The 18835-nt window shown below is 42.1% G+C and carries 15 protein-coding genes; 13 read left to right on the top strand and 2 right to left on the bottom strand.

Going from position 1 to position 18835, the window contains the following annotated elements; all coding sequences use genetic code 11:
- Positions 1–131: 131 nt before the first annotated feature.
- Positions 132–797: a GAD-like domain-containing protein gene (locus tag ACSLUH_RS05830; RefSeq protein ID WP_448565359.1), complete on the bottom strand. Its 666-nt coding sequence runs from the start codon at positions 795–797 to the stop codon at positions 132–134.
- Positions 798–808: 11 nt separating this feature from the next.
- Positions 809–4588 carry a polymorphic toxin type 15 domain-containing protein gene (locus ACSLUH_RS05825; protein WP_448565358.1) on the bottom strand — a complete coding sequence of 1260 codons (3780 nt, stop codon included), beginning with the start codon at positions 4586–4588 and terminating at the stop codon, positions 809–811.
- Positions 4589–5042: 454 nt separating this feature from the next.
- On the opposite strand from ACSLUH_RS05825, the gene ACSLUH_RS05820 reads away from it, so the two are divergent.
- The 13 genes from ACSLUH_RS05820 to ACSLUH_RS05760 all read left to right on the top strand — a co-directional run bounded on the left by ACSLUH_RS05820 (position 5043) and on the right by ACSLUH_RS05760 (position 18595).
- On the top strand, positions 5043–5774 hold the full coding sequence (locus tag ACSLUH_RS05820) for a hypothetical protein (RefSeq protein ID WP_448565357.1): 732 nt from the start codon (positions 5043–5045) through the stop codon (positions 5772–5774).
- A 5-nt stretch (positions 5775–5779) separates the two neighbouring features.
- A complete protein-coding gene (tssJ, locus tag ACSLUH_RS05815) occupies positions 5780–6244 on the top strand; it encodes a type VI secretion system lipoprotein TssJ (RefSeq protein ID WP_448565356.1) in 465 nt (154 codons plus the stop codon).
- On the top strand, positions 6245–7585 hold the full coding sequence (gene tssK, locus ACSLUH_RS05810) for a type VI secretion system baseplate subunit TssK (protein WP_448565355.1): 1341 nt from the start codon (positions 6245–6247) through the stop codon (positions 7583–7585).
- A gap of 29 nt (positions 7586–7614) precedes the next feature.
- Positions 7615–8421: a type IVB secretion system protein IcmH/DotU gene (gene icmH / locus ACSLUH_RS05805; RefSeq protein ID WP_448565354.1), complete on the top strand. Its 807-nt coding sequence runs from the start codon at positions 7615–7617 to the stop codon at positions 8419–8421.
- A 1-nt stretch (position 8422) separates the two neighbouring features.
- Positions 8423–12085 (top strand): type VI secretion system membrane subunit TssM, encoded by a 3663-nt coding sequence (gene tssM, locus ACSLUH_RS05800; protein WP_448565353.1) that lies wholly within the window; start codon positions 8423–8425, stop codon positions 12083–12085.
- A gap of 8 nt (positions 12086–12093) precedes the next feature.
- Positions 12094–13095, top strand: a complete 1002-nt coding sequence (gene tagF, locus ACSLUH_RS05795) for a type VI secretion system-associated protein TagF (RefSeq protein WP_448565352.1) — start codon at positions 12094–12096, stop codon at positions 13093–13095.
- Positions 13095–14699 (top strand): type VI secretion system domain-containing protein, encoded by a 1605-nt coding sequence (locus ACSLUH_RS05790; protein WP_448565351.1) that lies wholly within the window; start codon positions 13095–13097, stop codon positions 14697–14699. The genes tagF and ACSLUH_RS05790 overlap by 1 nt, the downstream gene beginning before the upstream one ends.
- A 75-nt stretch (positions 14700–14774) precedes the next feature.
- Complete coding sequence (gene tssB, locus ACSLUH_RS05785) at positions 14775–15299, top strand: type VI secretion system contractile sheath small subunit (RefSeq protein WP_448565464.1); 525 nt, start codon at positions 14775–14777, stop codon at positions 15297–15299.
- Between the two features lie 13 nt (positions 15300–15312).
- Positions 15313–16833 (top strand): type VI secretion system contractile sheath large subunit, encoded by a 1521-nt coding sequence (gene tssC, locus ACSLUH_RS05780; protein ID WP_448565350.1) that lies wholly within the window; start codon positions 15313–15315, stop codon positions 16831–16833.
- Positions 16834–16910: 77 nt separating this feature from the next.
- Positions 16911–17225, top strand: coding sequence for a hypothetical protein (locus ACSLUH_RS05775; protein WP_448565349.1), 315 nt, complete (start codon positions 16911–16913; stop codon positions 17223–17225).
- Between the two features lies 1 nt (position 17226).
- Positions 17227–17649, top strand: a complete 423-nt coding sequence (locus tag ACSLUH_RS05770) for a hypothetical protein (RefSeq protein ID WP_448565348.1) — start codon at positions 17227–17229, stop codon at positions 17647–17649.
- Complete coding sequence (locus ACSLUH_RS05765; RefSeq protein ID WP_448565347.1) at positions 17646–18089, top strand: hypothetical protein; 444 nt, start codon at positions 17646–17648, stop codon at positions 18087–18089. Before ACSLUH_RS05770 ends, ACSLUH_RS05765 begins: the two co-directional genes overlap by 4 nt.
- The gene (locus ACSLUH_RS05760; protein ID WP_448565346.1) at positions 18086–18595 is read left to right on the top strand and encodes a hypothetical protein; all 510 of its coding nucleotides are present in this window, start codon (positions 18086–18088) and stop codon (positions 18593–18595) included. Before ACSLUH_RS05765 ends, ACSLUH_RS05760 begins: the two co-directional genes overlap by 4 nt.
- The last annotated feature ends 240 nt before the right edge of the window (positions 18596–18835 follow it).

Below are 18835 nucleotides of genomic sequence, written 5' to 3'. Positions count from 1 at the left end.
GCCCGGGTTTGGCGGATTCTTTTTGAGGAGGGTGCGCTTTAATGTCCCCACTTAGCTCAAGCGTTAACTCAAGCTAAGCGGGGTAGTTTTGGCATCCTTTCCAAATTGTTAAAGAGCGAAAATGCTAGAAATTAGCTAAATGCTTTTTTAAACAAAGCATCCTTATCAAGAACTTCAATTTGACCAAATTGAGCTAATAACGATAGATGCACAAAAATATTGACCTTTTCAACATTCTCTAACTTAGCATCGCCACCAGCAATTAAACTCGGTACAAAACCAAACATTTCATCAGCTTTTAACGCTCCTAAGTGTCTAACGCACTGGTCAAATAATGGGTTACCATCTTCATCATCGATATCTTGAGAGGTTGGCCTAGCGCCACCAAAGAACCTTTCAATTGCTAAATTATGTTTTGAACGAGGTGTATTTTTCTTTTCGATAATCCAACCTTGTGACGCGGTAATTTGATAGCTATAGCCTGTTTCTTCACCCCAAAGAAATAAGTCACCAAAGGCATTGCGTGCAAATACATGATACACATCATTATCAGGAATATTTGTTGGCTCTAGCCATTCGTCCAAGACCTCTTCGTATTCTTCAGGGTTTACTATCCAAAATAATCCATCAGAAAAACCACAAAATCCATATTCTTGCCAGTATTCTAATAAGCGCGAGGGGAGTTTACCTGTGTACTTGTTAATGGTCTCGGTGCTACAAGGGGCTTGCTCAATTGGAGTATCAAATTTTTTTAAAAAGTATTTAAAGCCTTCATCTAACTCAAATGGAGTGCTCATATATATTTACCTTATTTACATCGTGTAAGTTCTACATTCATTTGTGCATTTGGGCCAAATTCAGCCAAAGCCTTCTCTGCCGCTTCATCCATACTGGCTACTCTGCCTGCTTTTGACCACTGTGAGCCAAGCGACGAGTTTACATTGGTGTTGCCTAAACGGTTTATTTTATCATCACCACCTGCGATCATATCAGGATCGTGCAGTGCTGCTAGCTCTTCTAATGTTTTTTTAGTATTTGAGATTGCGAGTTCTTCTGCCTTTTCAAAGGATATTCCTTTATCAAGGTAATTATCAAATAAAGATTCATAAATCTCGTCCTCATATTTTTTTCTAGCTACATTTTGCGCTGCACTTCCTTTTGTTAAAATTCTACGTGCTTTTTTATGACCGTGCTCATCAATTAAGTCTTTGAGAGCTTGTCTATTTTGTAAATATTTACCAACGGTCATTTTATTAATGCCGTCTTGCTGGTCTTTAAGTTGGCGGTAGAACTCTTTTTCGAGTTTTTGTTTATTACCAGAAAAACGTTTGGCTTTGAGTAACGCTTCACCCGGTGTAAAGCAGGGTGGGGTGTGCTTTTTCATCGGAACTGGTTTTGTTTTCGCCCCTTTTAACTTATTCCCTTTAGGTGGTTCGAGTTCATCTGTCTTAATTTTTTTCACCGAACCCGCTGAGCCCGTGTGTGGGGCTTCACCGTGATAGGCTTTTAAGGCGTTTTTTACTTTATCTTCGATTAACTGCGTTGCATCCTTAATCCCTTGGTCAACTTTGGGTAAAATTTCAGTCAGATTATGACTATGCTTGCGCAGGCTTTCTAAGGCAGCGGCAGACAATAACCATGAATAATTGGCGATAATACTGTTTAAAGCATCACGAATCGCGAAAACTTTTTCTTTAATTAACTCACTGCCTTGTTTGCCTAGGGCTTGCCAATTAATGTTTTCAATGTACTTAATTGGGTCGCCTTTACCCGCTTTACGCAAGGTGGCAGCGGCGAGTGATATGGCACCTTTGGGGTTATCAATAATGACTTTTCCAACCCCTTTAACCGCTGAGCCAAATAGCGGTACAAAACCTATCCCGGTTAAGGTTAGCGCAATCCAACCGTCAGTGTCGTTGGCTTCATTATCATCACTAAGCAGCATGACATTAGCACAGACATCGCGACAATCCATCAGTTGGTCAATCACCGGTATCATTGAAATCACCGTACCGACAACAATTTGTGAAGTACTCGGGTTTTGGTTGAAATCACCTTGTAAGGTGCCCCATAACCAATCACCCGCGCTGTCTGCCATTTTACTGGCTTGATTGAGCAAGGAGAGGTCGTTATTTTCAACCATTTTTACCGCGCTTTCTGGGGTGATTTTGCCATACAAGGGGTTAGCGGTGGTGTTATCTTGAGGTTGATACTCTCGGGTATCTTCACCCAGTACCACGCGATACGCTCCTTGCGGTACACCCGCTATTTCAGCTTGACCTTGCGCATCAAGTGCACCTTCAATGACGGTGCCGTCGTTTAAGGTGATTTTATACGGGGCATGTTGTACTGGCTCACCGTCTTGATAAGTGTAATTGAGCTTAATTGCGGGGGCGACTTGCTCGGCTTCAGCGCTTTCTCTTGGCTTACCGTCCAGCACCTTCATTTGTGGAAACGGCAACGGGGTAATTCTGGCAATATTGGGGGCACTTTTTTGCCCGGGTTTGGCAGATTTTTTTGGCGCTTTAATGTCGTAACTGACGGGGCCATCAAAGGTGATCATTTGTCCTTTTAGGGTTAACACATCGCTGCCGAGCAGTTCAATATCGCCTTGTTGGTTTAGGGTAATAGCGCCTTTTTCACTGTAAAGGGTGATGTTGCCATGACCATTGCCTTTAATGGCGATATTACCGCTGGCATTGCTAATAACGCTGCCTTTAGGGACATTTATGGTAAAGTTACCTTGCTCGCTATTGGCGATAATGTCGCTATTAGCACGGGTTTTTAAGGTACGACCGGTGAGCAAGGTTGTGCTTTTGTCGCTGTGCAAACTCAGTGCTTGTGCGTTTATTTTACTGGCATTGGCGCTGTGAAGGTTAACGTTTTGCTTGCTAGCGGCGATGGTAAGATTTTTAGCGGTATCTAAACGATGGTTCGCTGCGCTATTGAGGGCAACGAAGCCATCGTGCGATTGCAATGTGGTGTTTATCTCACCTTGTACGGCAATGGTGCCTAACGTTGATAGCCATTTTAAATAGGGTAGCCCCGGTCGCGGCGTCGCCATTTCAAGGTAATGGGCACTGCCTAAGGTTTGTAAAATAATTCTGGGTAAGTAGAGATCGTCGTCAAAAATCAGTTCATTGCCTTGACGAGACAGCAGGCGATTTTGCTGATGATTTTTACTGGTCACCACGGGCGGTTGTTCGGTGTTTGGGTCAAAGCCAACGATATACGCTTGCGAGGGGTCGTTGTTTAAACAACCTATCATTACCTGCGCATCTTTGGTTAACGGGAAATGCCAACCGGTGGCTTGTGGTTGGTGAGCACAGGCGTAGTTCACCAGTTTTCTAAGCGGTGCTGAGTTAACCAAATGGCCATTGGGTTGTTGATCAAAGTTTACTTTGACTTGATACAAGCCGTTATCGTCGATGGTTGGCTCGTTTGATAAGCTTTCTACTTTGGCGGCGAACATCATCGGCAGCGGTGGAAACTCGGTTAACGGCAGCTTAAAGGGCTGGGTGCGCAAAATGGCGGTTACTTCACAACGATATTGGCTTAGCCCGTCTTGACAGCTTTCATCGGAAGGTTGCTGACAATGGTGTTTAACTTGTATACATAAGTAGTCACCACTGAGTTTTAAACCACTTTCGTCAAATAACGAAAATGAGCATCCAGCAAACATTTCGGGCACATTACCCGTTAGGGTAAATACCTGCTGATGGCTGTTTAATGCTAATGATTGAACTTGGCTAAAGTGCTGGGCTTGTGCGCTATTTTGTCCGACAGGCTCAAAGAAGTTGTGATCCGTTAATTCATCTCCTTCAAAGCGATGGTTAGCCACTGGCGTACTGGCGAGTCCTTGAGGCAATACTTGTTGCTGCTGACATTGGCTAAAGCCGACAAAACCGTCGCTAAGCGTTGTGGTGTCTTGGCCTTGCTGTACTGACCGTGCAAAACCAAGCGAGGGATTAACGTTAATTAAGCCTCGGTGCAAATAAGGGGTGTTGATATTGGCATCAGTAAGCACAATGCAGGTGTCGTTGTCTTGACTGATAAAATAGTAAAACAGCCCATATTGACGCAATAAACGTTGCAAAAACGCATAATTATCTTCCATCGCCTGCACACACTGGTTAAGTGTTGGTAACGGAGAGGCGGTTTCAAAGATAATTTGTCCGTGATGATAACCTGCGTCGATTAACAGGGCAGTAAAAATATCGCCTAACGAGGTATCAATAAACAATCGAGAATGGCTGGCGTGTTTTAATAAACGCAAGCGACTACCTACCGTAAGGTGGTAGCGTTTGGTGGCGGTGGCATCGTGATAATCGCTGGCAGTCACCTTGGCACCAACGACACCTTTATCTTCAATAGCGAGCAGGGTAACACTTTGCTTTTGTTGCTGACCATCTTCGGCAATGAAGGTGAGGGTGATCGTGTGCCCAAGCTTTTGCTCAAGTGGCACAATATTGAGCGTGTCGATACTTACCAACAACTCTATATCTTCACTGAGGGTGTCAGTACCTGCTAAGTAGTTGGCTTGATACTCGGTATTTGCACTGGCAACGATTAAGCGCGCTTTTGACACGTCGTTATCCTTAACGAAAGTTGGTTAATACATTAACGCTGGCATGTTAACCAAATGCTGCTTTGGTGCAATCGCTTTTGCTATGGCAATTTTGCATAACAGTTATGCAAATGTATAAACAAGGTAAAAAAGGTTAGTTATAACATAATCTTATGTAAAAAATTTGTAAGTTTTTGTGATTGTATACGATTTTTACACTTTACTATCGTGCTCAGCGCTTTAACATTGCCGCGTATATCAAGAGATTACTTTTGAACCGTTAAATAGGATCTGTTGATCTTTGTTTAAAACTCATGCTGAGTAAAAAACAAATAAAAATCAACAGGCCCTAGGTTAGGGATAACTGACTTAACAGCTTAACGAAACCAGTGTAAACAAAGGGCTGTATGCCGTTTGGGTATTTAGCGTTTTTAAGCTGTGAAAGAGCACACTAACGTTTTGGGAGTTGCAACCAATGGAATTTGCTAAAAACGTTTTGGGTAACGATGAAACTCAATACGCGATAAAAGCCGTTAAAGCTGGCACTACTCACGCAAGCGCTAGGCAGCAGCAAGGTCATAATGCCAAGGTTAGCTTAATTGACCAGCAACCCAGCGCAGATAACCACAGCGATGTTGCAAGTCAGACACGAACAGTGCTAAAGGAAATTGGTTATAAACAGGCGCTACTAAGTGCGGTGTGGTCACAAAGTCGATTGGTGGCGTCATTACTTGACCAAACCGGCTTGGCTTATCACCGAGTACTAGACGAAGACGCGCTGGCGTTATTTTTACAGTTCATTCAGACGGAGTTGGATGTGTTGCTGTGGCAAGATGATATTCAATTAGTGCCACTGAATCGCCTTAATGAAAACCTTCTGGCGATTTACTCTCATTTGATCATGTCGATGGACGCTATTGTGTTAGAGGCGTTTAAACAACAACAAGCCCATAAACAAAACCATAGTATTGTTGATCGAGCGCTCGGACGACACCATCAGTGGCAACAATGCGCTAAAACACGGTTTGAACAAGTGGTGTGTACGGTATTAGAGCAAAGCTTACCACAAGCAAAAATTAACCCTGCTTGTCGTTCAGATAAAACAGAACGAGAAAACCATAACCTAGAAAACAATAACCTAGAAAACAATAACCTAGAAAAACATAACCTAGATAAACAAAACAATGCTGATAAGCAAAAGGTATAGAAAAAATGAAGTTAGTAAAATTTTTTAGTGTGATCGTGTTAACCAGTGTCTTAGCGGCATGTACGTCTACGCAAGTTAAATTAGATGTGGTAGCCACCGATAACTTAAACCTTAACCAGTTTGATGAGGCCTTGCCTGTGGTACTGCGTATTTATCAGTTGTCTGATATTCAAGGGTTTAACTCGGCAACATTTGAACAACTATGGAAGTCTGATAAGTCGGTGTTGGCCAATTCGTTGATCACCGTTGAAGAGCGTACGGTTAATCCTTCTGATCGCTTAACCATTGCCTTTGAACAAGCTGAAGAAGCAAAATATGTTGCGGTTTTTGCCTTATTTAGAGATAGATCTGCCGACAAATGGCGGGTATTTCATGAGTTAGATTCTGGTACTGTGCAATTATCAACATCACTGGATGTCATGCTGACCAGTAACTCTGTGTCGTTACCAAATAAAGAAGTTATTCAATAAATGTCAGGCGTCGTTGGTAAAAAACCGGTATGGGCTGAAGGGGTGTTGCTGGGTCAGCAGCACTTTCAGGTGTTTGATCAGTACCAGGAATATATGCAGGCTAAGCGGCAGTTTGCCCATTCAAGTCTCGCGTATGGCTTTAAAAGCATTAGTATTGACCACAGCGCTTTAGCGCGTGGTGAGTTAACGGTGTTAAAGCTTGATTTTGTTTTAGCGTCTGGGCGTTACATTGAATATAGCCGCACGATTGACAATGAATTGTCGCTTACCCTCAATCAAGAGCTTGAAACCATGATGGTTTATGTCGGGATTGCCTCTAATGACACCACATCGGGCATTAGTGGCTACGATAATAGTGGCCAATTGAGTGCTTTTCGTGCCCATTATGCTGAGGTCAATGACGTGCATGATGCCTCGCGCAGCCGAGAAGTGATGGTGGCAGAGCCCAATTTGGCATTATTTACCGATAATGAAACCACCAACTATTTTGATGTGTTACCGCTGTTTCGGTTAGTGCGTGGTGAAGAAGGTCAGTTCGTGGTTGACGAGCGCTTTATTCCGCCATTAATAGATATTAGTGCTTCTCCTTATTTAACATCATTGCTATCACGCACCAATAATTTGGTCAATGCTAAAGCGAATGTATTGATTAAACGTCGACAATCGTTAGGCAGTGTCACCGATTTTGGCCCAAATGAACTCAATAGCTTTTTACTGTTAAGTGGGTTGCTGCCGAGCGCAAAAATGCTAACCCATTTAAAGCAATTATTGCATGTTCATCCAGAACGTTTGTATTGCGAATTTAGTACCTTGATCAGCAAAATTTCGTTGTTTGAAAACAGCCAGCTAATTGAACAATTACCGCCTTATCATCACAACCAATTGAGCGATGTATTTACGCGCTTTGATACCTTGGTTTCGCAATTGTTAGATGAAGTCGTGCCGAAAAAAATGTCAGGGCTTAAATTGGTGAAAAAATCACAGGCGTTATATCAGGTTGATACCATTGACTCTGATCAGCTCGCTCAAAACGATTTTTATTTAGCGGTGTATTATGATGCACCCGATAATCAATGGATAGATAACTTTGCTGACCAAGTAAAAGTAGGCTCAGTGGAAAACATTGAAACGATTGTTGCCTCTGCGCTCAATGGGGTTGCGGTAACGCATTGTCAGCGCACACCCAATAAACTGGCGGTGAAAAGTGGCTATGAATACTTTCGCTTAGAGCCTTATGGCGCGGTGTGGCAACAAATCATTGAAGAACAAAGTATTGCGGTGTTTGTACCGTATTTATTGCAAAGCGCTAATGTTGAAATTGTTAGCATTACTAAACAGTAACCTTAGCCAACTCGTGTAGAAGAGAGCCAATGGACACTACGGAAAAAACACCTGATTTATTACGATGTATCGCCCCGGTGGTCAATGCATTAATGCCGTTAAAGTTACATCAGGAAGCGGGCAAGTTACCACAAAACTTTCGAGAGCAGATCATTGACTGTTTCGATCAGTTTGAAAAGCATTGTTATGAAAATCAAATCACGACTTCGCAAATGCAAGAGGCAAAATTTGCTTTAACCGCAACGTGTGACGAGTTAGTGATGAGCTCTGGCGCAGCGTTTCGTATGGAATGGATGAGCCGTCCTCTGCAATTAGAGTTTTATGGCAATAATCGCGCCGGTGAAGAGTTTTTTGAGCGCATGGACAAGTTACGCATGGGCGGTGAAGACAAGCTAAAAGTACTTGAGGTTTACTATTTGTGTTTACAGATTGGCTTTGAAGGTGCTTATAAAATCAAAGGCTTAGAACAGCTAAAAGCGCTTATCGTCGACATTAGAGCTCAAATTGAAGACGCCAGTGGTATCGCCAATACCGTGTTGTCTGATAATGGTGTGCCAGAAGAAGGCTTTGTTATGAAAGTTGGGCGCAACCTGCCTTATTGGGTCATTTTTAGTATTGGTGTGTGTTTGATCATGCTGTTATTCATGGGCTTTCATTATGTGATCAGCAGTAATGCCAAAGAAAGCAACCAGCAAATGGAAAAGCAGTTAGCGGTGCTTACGCAGTTAAATCAAACGCAGCTACCACACAATCGGTTGAATCCTAAACCACTAGCTCAACAGCCATTAGGTCAATCAGCGTCTACTACAGCGCAGCAACAGGGAGAGAGTAACTAACATGGCAGGACGTGCAAATACCAGTGGCCTTGTTCATTTTCTTTTAGGCATGGCCTCATCGCGTGCATCAGGGCAAGTCGTTGGTTTAATTGCGGTATTAACCATAGTGTGGTTTGCCGGGCATTTGGTGGGCTTAGATAGCGCAGACAAAAAACTTATTGCTATGCTTGCGGTTTTTGGGGCATTTGTGACTTATTTGATCGCCCGTTGGTTATGGACAAAACGTTCAGGTGATAAGTTAGTTGCAGAGCTTGCTCATCACAATGCAGGCTCAGAAGCTGAAATAGAAGAAATTCAGCAGAAGATGACGCAAGTGTTGCAGTCGTTGAAAGGCTCGCACTTGGGGGCTGGACACCGTGGTAACGCGGCACTTTATGCCTTGCCGTGGTACATGATCATCGGTCCATCGGCAACGGGTAAAAGTACCTTATTTGCTAACTCTGGTTTGCATTTTCCTTACGCTGATTCCAATCAACTGCATGTGCAGGGCTTTGGTGGCACGCGAAATTGCGATTGGTGGTTTTCTGATCAAGCGGTATTAATTGATACCGCAGGGCGCTATACCACCGAGTCTTCTGATAACCAAGAATGGTTGTCATTTTTGGGATTACTTAAGAAACACCGCCCTAAGCTGCCGATCAATGGCGTGATTGTTGCGATCAGTGTTGCCGATATCTTAACCAGTGACAGTGAAGGAATACGCCATCATGTTAAAGTGGTACGTGAACGTATTCAAGAGCTAATTAATGAGTTAGGGGTGATTTTTCCAGTTCATATTACCTTTACCAAAACGGATTTGATCAGCGGTTTTGAACCATTTTTTGCCGATTTGACCGAAAAAGAACGTGAACAAGTTTGGGGTACCTATTTGCTTGATGAAAGTGAAGATCAAAGCAAAGATCCCGCAGAGTTGTTTGAATTGCGCATGGAAGCGCTTTTCGAACGCCTATGTGAACAGCGTTTAAGTAAGCTGGCACGTGAGCGTAATACCCATCGTAAGGCACTTATTTTTGATTTCCCCAATCAATTTAAGTCCGCGTCGATAAAACTGACTGAGTTTATTAACTTATTATTTAAAGATAACCCGTATCAAGAAGTACCTTGGTTTGCAGGGGTTTACTTTACCTCTGGCACGCAAGAAGGCACGCCGGTAGAGCGCATTATTTCTGGGGCAAGAGAGCAGTTTTGTGCGGTTGCGATAGAGCAAACCCAAGAAACCATTACCAAAAGTTACTTTATTAATCGCTTCTTTAACGATGTGGTGTTTAAGCTACAAGACTTAACTCGTGGAAATCGTCGAGAACGTAAAATTTCACGTTGGTTAAAAGGCTTGTCGGTATCAGCAACCTTAGCCAGTATCGCAGGCGCTGTGGCGTTATTGACCACCTCGTACACCATGAATGCATTATTGGTGGCCAACGGTGAAGAAAAAATCAACCAATTAGTCGAAAAAGTGGTCAATCACGCTGGGCCAAGCGACCATGTACAGGCGTTTATTGAATTGTATGATCACTACGCTACCTTGCAAGGTTATGAAGCAGAACTACCTTGGCGTTTTGTTCTTGGCATTTATGAAGGTGATGAAACATTACCCACCGTTGAAGCCATTGTTTTAGCGCAAATGGAAGCCTTGATATCGGTGCCATTACAGCGCCATGTCAGTGAACAAATTATCAGTTCAAGCGAAAAATGGGCGTTAGCACCCGACATGGACAGTAAAAATGCGTTGCGTCAAGAATACTATCGTTTGTTAAAACTGCAATTAATGCTGGCTAAGCACCCACACCAAATGGACAAAGAATTTGCTCAAGCTGAGTTAAGTAAGCATTGGAAACAAGTGCTTGGCATTGATTTAAGCGGTGAAGAACAACAAGTGCTGGGCGCGAAACTTGATGAAATCATTGCCTTGTACGTTAACCAGTTTGGTGATGATGTTGAGCAAGCTGGAAAGATAGCCTATTGGACGATTGATGAAGGGGTAATTGCAACCGCGCGGATGCAACTTGATACGCAGCCAGAGCCTGAGCCGTTATACCAACAAATTATTGCTAGCAAGGCAGCAAAAAAGGCACCGATCACCGTTCAAAATCTGGTAGAGCCCAAGTATCGCAAGCTTATCGTCAGTGATTATCAAATACCTTATGCATTCACTGAAGCGGGATGGCGCGAGTATGTTTACCCAGAAATTAAGCGTGTGGTTACTATCGTTAGCTCTGGCGATTGGGTCATGGGCACAGCCAATGAAAAAGGTGAAAACTTACTCGACCAGTCTAAGGCTGGGGTGTTAGAGAAAGCGATCCGCGCCCTGTATTTTAAAGACTATGCCCAACATTGGTTTGCGTTGTTAAGTCAAACGCAAGTTAAACCATTCTCAGGTTTAGCCGATGCCAGTATTTCGCTTGCTAAGTTAAGTGCGGTAGATGGGCCTTTTACCCAATTACTGACCAATATTAATAAGCACATTACCTTAGCCGATGATCCAAGTGCCAAGCGTGAAGCTTTATCAAATGACGCGCAAAAATTGGCCGATAAAATTCAGGTTGATATGCCAACGGTCGTGGTCAAGCGTGTTGCTGAGCTTGATAATCGTTTTGCCGATTTGCGCCGCTTTACGCAACGCAATGAACAAGGGCAAGCGTCTGATTTACTGCAACAATATATTCGAACCTTAAGTACGGTTCACAGTGATATAAAAACCCTGATCAGTAGCAATGAGCCTGAAGCACATGCGATGGAGTTTGCCCAAAAACTGTTAAGTGGTGAAGACGTTGACAGTGGCTTGCAAGCGTCTTGGATTGTGGTTGAAAGCCAACTAAGAGCATTAGATCCGTTAACGAAAAAGGCCATGGAGAGTTTGTTTAAAAGTGCGTTGCGCTCAAGTTTTGATGCCATCGCCGTGGTTTCTCGTCGCCAGTTAGACGAAGAGTGGCAAGAGCATGTTTTTGCACTGTATGAAACAGGCATTAAAGGTAAGTTTCCATTTTATGCAAAAGGGCCAGACGCTGCAGTCGCAGATGTTGCAGAGTTATTAAATGATCGCTCTGGGGTGTTATGGAAATTTGTTGAAGATGAGCTTGCCCCGTTTATGAAAAAACGCAAGGGCAAATGGGAAGAGCGCACTTGGAACGGTATGGGCGTAGGTTTTAGTGAAGCGCTATTAAGCGGGTTGGTTAAAGCAGACCGAGTAAAACGTTCATTGTTTGCTAAAGGTGGAGAATACTCTGAGTTTCAATTTCAAGCATTGCCTGTGCCGCAACGTGGCATTAGAGAAACGTATCTCGGGTTTAGCGATCAAGCTTACCGTTATCGTAATGAACCCGAAGAGTGGCGTAAGTTTCGCTGGCCTGGTAATGGTACAACAGAGGTTGCACGCGTTTATGCGGTTGATAAACAAGGTCGCCGGGTAGGTATCGAAAAAAGTGGTCCATGGGCGTTACTTCGGGTATTAAATGAAGCCAATATCAAGTGGATGAAAGGTACTGAATATGCAGTGAATTGGTCGTTAGGCGATCAAGATAAAGACGCTAAGCTCTCAGCTAAGTTTATGCTCAAATCTGGTCGCAGTAACGGTATTTTTAGTAAAAGCACCATGACATCCTTCCAGTTGCCGAGCACCTTATTTAATCGTGCTGACGACTCCAACACGTTAGCGAAGTTGAATTAGGAGGGCGTATGTTTGGTATTTTTAAAAAGTCAGCTACCAAAAAGCCAGCAATAGCCCGATTTGATCAATACGGTTATCTCGGTAAAACCCAATTACGACCTGACTTTATCAAGTTTCAAGTAAATTCTAGAGAGTCTATTGCGCTAGATCATTGGCTTAAAGAAGGCTTTACTTATGCATCGCGACAGTCGGTTCAGCAACACAATAAAGCCAAAGCCTTTGGCATTACCAATATGTTTTTTATGGCGGGCAATGAAAACGAGGCTAGTTTACTCGGGGTTATCACCCCGAGTATTGACAGCAGTGGCAGGCATTATCCGTTTGCCAGTTTTATTCATATTGGCCAGGAAAGTTACCGTTTACATCCTTCATCATTGTTCCTTAATGAAAAAAGTGATTTTGGTTATTTAATTGAACGCGCTGACGCCGTATTTCACGGCAAAAGTGAACAAGAGATGCAAACGCAAGCGGCGGCGTTAGAGCAAGTCGCGCATTTGTTTAAACAGCCTTCTTCGGTTACCCAGCAATTAGAAAAATTTCGTCATATCAAAATGTCGACGTTGTGGGAAGCCGTCGCGATAGACAATATCGAAAAACGTGCCATTTTAATTCAAGAATCTTCGTTGTTGATGCAATCGATCGCCAATCGCGGGTGTTTGCGCTCTCAGGTTGGATTGAGATTTCCAATGCCGCGATTATCTGAGGGCTTTGAGCTTATTGCCGCATTTTGGCTCCATTTGGTGACGGTGATGGTTGCTGATCACAATTGGCGACCGTGGATTTTTTATCAATTAGGTAATGAGCATACAACGCCAAGCTTAACCCTATTCACCACCCCAGTACCGCCATCCTATTTCGATACGATTTGGTCGACTGATCTTAAATCACAACATTTAGTCGACTTTACCAAAGTGGTGCCGTCGCAACCGTTAGGGTCGGCGTATGTTGATTTAGCCAAAATGGATCATACCAGTATGTATGATGCGCTGAGAAGATGGTGTAAAGCCTAATGAATACCACGCCGTATACACATGATAATTGGGACACCTGGCTAGCGCATCTAAGTGCGCCCTTGGCGAATAGCCCCTGTGGAGAAGACTTAAAATACGAAGAAGATTTTAAGTTTTTAAAATCGTCGTTCTCTGGTGTTAATGAGCTAGCAGGTAAAAAAGTATTTACTATTGCCACCGATTTGCTGGCTGAAAAAAGCAAAGATCTTCGAATCGTCAGTTATTTAGTTGCTGGCGCTACGCAAGAGTTTGGTGTAGAAGGGCTTTATTATGGTATAGCGTTATTAAACCGCTACTTGCAGAGTTTGTTTGATGAGATCCACCCTCAAAAAGACAAAGCAAGAATGGCGGTACATACCTGGTTGTTAGGGCAACAAGGGCGCTTTATTGCACTAGCACAGCAGCATGATCTGGCATTGCCAGAGGTATTGGCGTTGTTAATGCAAGAGTTGGCGCGTTATGGCAATGAAAACGTACGAAAGCTTGATGAAAACGCAGGGCCTTTAACCGAATTAAACCAATGGTGCACTAAGCTTTGTAGTAAACACCCTGTCATCAAAGAAGCGCCAAAGCCAGTTGAACCCAATGCGGTTGAGCAGCAATCGGATAAGCTGATATTAGATAACCAAGCGGCAAGTAAACCGTTAACAGCGCCCAGTGCAGATCCCAATGAACTGGCGCCAACGTCGTCGCCTTCACATATATCCGGCGTATCCAACGTTTCCAGTCAGGAACCCGTTTCTGAAGCTGATTACATGAAAGGGGTGCGTCAGTTGCTATCGTTTGACAAGGCTGAGAATAACATTGAGCGCTCTATTGCTTTAGCGCGAGCGGTACGCTGGTCAAAGCTTACCTTACCACCCAATGAATCGGGTAAAACACGACTGCCAGCACCCAGAGCAACGGCTTTTGCGCCGATAAAAAATGCCTTGTCTAATGAGAATTTTGTTGATGCATTATGGCATGGAGAAAAACTATTTTTAGAAGGGGCAATGCATTACAACCTTGATCTGCAAGCCTTAGTGTTAACCGCACTAAAAGGTTTGAGGCTCAATAAGGCCGAGCAACAATTAACGTTAGCGCTTTATCAGGTGATTACACTCTCACCGCAGTTAATGCAACTAACTTATGAAGACGGTACCCCGTTTTGCAGTGCCAAAACACAAGACATGCTTCACGATATTGCTAAAACGTTTAGTCAAGAATCAACAGCTTGTGCGCAAGATGATGTTAGCGAAAAAATAGAAGTTGAAGGTAAAACTTTAATAGAGCAAGGCAAGTTGTCTCAAGCGTTGCAGTTAACCCAGAACATGCCGGTCATAACACCAGTCGATGGCCTTAAACAGCAGTTACTCAAGGCAAAGTTTTGTTTAAGGGCAGAGCGCTTTGATTTTGCTGAGCCTATTTTATCGTCATTAGTTGAAAAGATTGCCCAGCAACAGCTAGCACTATGGCAACCGGATTTGGCGATGCAGGTTTGGCGTAATGCGGTCAGTTGTTATCTGAGCTTAGCTGAAGATAACAACGACTTTGCTGAACGTGCACAGCAATTAAAACAAAAGATGATTTTAACTCAACCTGAGGTCGCTTTAGGTTGGTTTTAACGTAAACGCCAGTTTCACACTGGCATAGGTCGCGCTGTTTGCGCGTAGGATAGTTTTGAATAAAAAGGAAAAATGATGTCTGATACTTTTCAAAAAGAAATTCCGAGATCTCGCGTAAATATTTCATTGGAATTAGAAACCGATGGCGCATCAAATAGTAAAGAATTACCACTGAAAATGTTAGTCATGGGGGATTACTCAAACGGTAAAAACCAAGATGACTTAGCAGAGCGTGAACGTATCGCAATTAATAAAAACAACTTAGATCAAGTGTTAAAAAATATTTCCCCTGAAGCAAAATTTGTTGTTGATAATAAAATAAGCGGTGAAGGCTCGATTGGGGTTGATTTAACGTTTGATTCGTTCAAATCATTTGATCCTGAGCAAGTCGCTTCACAAATCCCACAACTGAATAACATGTTAGCCATGCGTAACTTGTTAAAAGATTTGAAATCTAACTTGTTAGACAATGCCTCACTGCGTAAAGAATTAGAGCGTGTCTTACAAAACAAGCCTGAGTTAGAAGAGCTAAAAGCGAAACTCAATGAGATTGCACCTTTGCTTGACGAGCAAAGTGAACAAGCGCCAGCGGCACAATAAAAAGGAGTTTACAATGTCTATTCAAGAACAACTAAATGTTGCGGCGAAAGTAGAGCAAACCGTAGAAAAATCAACATATGAAAGCCTTTGTGACTTAGTCGATATCGCGCCTGTTGAACAAACGGTAGCGTTAAGCACATTTAAAGACGCCAATCACTTGGCAGAAACTAAGGCGGATGAGCGCTTAACTGCGGCGTTAAGTGTCTTTTTAGAGATGGCGGGTGAATCTAATGTGAGCCGCATCGATAAGGGGTTGCTAGACAACTATGTGTCTAAAATTGACCGGATAATTTCGGCGCAACTTGATGAAATATTGCATCACCCAGAGTTTCAAAAAATTGAATCAGCATGGCGCTCGCTGCAATACCTTGTTAATCGCACACCTAACAGCTCAAATATTAAAATTGAATTATTAGACGTTGATAAAGAAACGTTACGTGATGATTTTGAAGAAGCCCCAGATACAACGCAATCAGCATTATATAAGCATGTTTATACCGCTGAATTTGACACCCCAGGTGGTGAGCCCATTTCAACCATCGTATCAAACTATGAGTTTGATTGTAGTGCAGCAGATATTAGCTTATTACAAGAAGTGTCTCGCGTGTCAGCCGCCGCTCATGCGCCATTTTTAGCCAGTGCGGGCGCTAAATTCTTCTTAAAAGATAACTTGGAAGAAGTAGCGAAAATTCAAGACTTGAATTCATACATGGACAGAGCGGAGTTTTTACGTTGGAAAAACTTCAGAGACACGGAAGATTCACGTTATATCGGTCTAACCTTCCCACGTTACTTGCAACGTTTACCCTATGGTGACGCCAACCCCGTACGTAACTTTAATTATCAAGAAGATGTTAGCGCTGAAAGCCATGATAAGTATTTATGGGGCAGTGCATCGTTTACCTTTGCATCTAATGTCATTCAAAGTTTTCACAAAAATGGTTGGGCAGTGAATATTCGTGGTCCACAATCAGGCGGTAAAGTGGAAAACTTACCACTGCATACCTTTGAAGCAGGTAATGGCTTTGAAACTAAGATCCCAACAGAAGTCTTAGTGTCAGAAACCAAAGAATTAGAGTTTGCTAACCAAGGGTTTATCCCATTAAGTTATTATAAAAATTCTGACTTTGCCTGTTTCTTTTCTGCGAACAGTACGCAAAAGCCGACCGAGTATGACACCCCAGAAGCGACAGCAAACGCGCGAATTAACTCACGTTTACCGTACATTTTCTTGGTGTCACGCATTGCCCATTACATGAAGGTATTACAGCGCGAAAACATTGGCTCTAGCAAGCCGCGCCATGAACTAGAACAGCAGTTAAATGACTGGTTGGGTTCACTGGTGACAAAAATGAATAATCCAGATGAAGAGCTGATCGCCACACATCCGCTAAAAGATGCCAATGTTACGGTGTCAGAAATCCCGGGTAACCCAGGCTATTACCGCGTAAACACCTTTATTGTGCCGCATTTCCAAGTGGAAGGTGTCGATGTGCGTTTAGCGTTGGTGGGACAAATGCCAGGCGAGAAGTAAAAAGTACGTTGTGAGTAGTAGGTTTACTACTCACAACTATCGTTATTAAACACTAATTTACTATAGGGATGTATAAAATGAGGACTTCATTATCAAATTTCGGACTTCTAGGGAAGGTATATACTGGTTTTGAAGTTCTTTATAAGACATTTTATAAAAATGAAAAAGATGCAAATGAAGCATATAAAAGAATTTATCCAGCTATTAAGGTAGTTGTTAGACAGCATGGAGTGAAATCTCCTGAAGCTCGAGGGATGTTGTTACACCTTGCATCTTTTGCTCCTACCGGTGCTAAACAAAGGAACTTTATAAAATATTATATTGATCAGCCAGAGGGGTGGAAAAAACTACCTGCTGATCCAAAAGATATTCCCTATGGTAAATGGTATTAATATGGTGAATATTCTCAGATTACGCTCTGACCATTGGTTTTGGAAAGCTTTACTCACTATGCAAGTTTTTGCGACGACCGCTGATCTTTATCGAATGGTTACTGAGCCAGCAATACTTCAACCGACTCACCCTATATTGTTATCAGTTGGGGTTTTCTTGCTAGATCAGTTAGTGCTTCTAGCAAATGTTGGCGTAATTATTAGTAGACGTTTTTTTGAAATGTGGGTTTGGCAATGTACGTTAATAATGTTTCCAATTAGCACTTTTTCAGTACTTTTCTACGAATTTTCTGCTGGTGGATACTCTACGAGTGACATGGGGTTATTTAGTATCGGACTATTTTGGACTTTATTATTGTTTTTATTACCTGTTTTTAAATTATTAAACGATGACAAGGAAGATGTTAGAGAGCTATCAGAATGAATAAAAAATTCAATGCTGTTGATTATAGAATTCATTATGTTGTCCTACTAGTTTTTGTCGTCTCCGTAAATATTTTTGATATTTATGAGGCTTTCAGGATGGCGGAAGTTCCAGAGTATGAACCAAGTAACCCATTATGGTTGTCTTTAGTGCTTTTCATTTTAAATATATTAATAGTGGTCGCTACCTTTGGAGCTACATTTAAGAAATACATTTTAGTCAATTTTAAATTTTGGTGCATGGTCATAGTCGTTGACATTACTGCGGTTTTTCTTAGTTTATATTTTGATATTTTAGCTGGTGGTTATTCTAAAGAAGATGCAGTTAATGCATCGTTTATTGCCGTATGGTTTTTGTGTATCTATTTATTTGCAACGTTAAGGTATTGTCTTGATATTAAAGATTTAAATATAAATAAAGCGATTAATAGCGAAAAATGAAAAATAGTATCTATTTGGCGTTGTTACTTTTGATAACACCTACGGGTTTTGCTGGGGAAATCGATAAAGAACTTAACCAAACGTTATTAGCTGATTATTACCAAGCTATAGAATTATATGGTGATCTAACTGAGCGATGTGATGAAAAAAAAGCGCCGGTATTACCCAAAAACTTGTTCAGTGGTATTGATATGACAAAAGTAGAAATGGATACCATTTTTAACTTCTTTAGAAGTCGAGCATTCGTTAATTGTACTCAGGATGGACTTAATAATTATGTGCTTCGAGCAACATTATTGCGAGTTAAAGCTCAAACGGGTGAGTCTAAAGAAATGATTGCGGCAAGTGATGAACTTATAACCTACAACTATTTGTCTTTTTTAAGGGATAAAGTTGAGTATCAAAAGTTAAATCGAAACTTAAGAAGCAAAGTCGAACAAATACCAGAGTTACAGCAGTTATTTAACGTACTGAAATCCTATGAAAATTTAATGGAGTCTTTTTAGAGGTGTTAGATAGCTTTGAACGTTAAGGTTACCCAAAGGACGATATTTCAGCCGATCGCTTCTTTGGAGCTTTTGGAACAAAATATAAAGAATAACTGAAAATTGCCCTAGGTGGGTTGCCGCCCACCTAGGACATGTACCCATCGGCATAAAGCGGACGGCTTTTTGGGCACCTTGATACTGTACCATTGTTTAGTATTTGGGTGTATGCCATCAATTAGGAAAATTGTATTTATTTAA

The sequence above is a fragment of the Thalassotalea ganghwensis genome, assembly GCF_053485795.1.
Note: the sequence above shows the minus strand (reverse complement) of the source record. Positions and strands in the feature narration are given on the sequence as shown.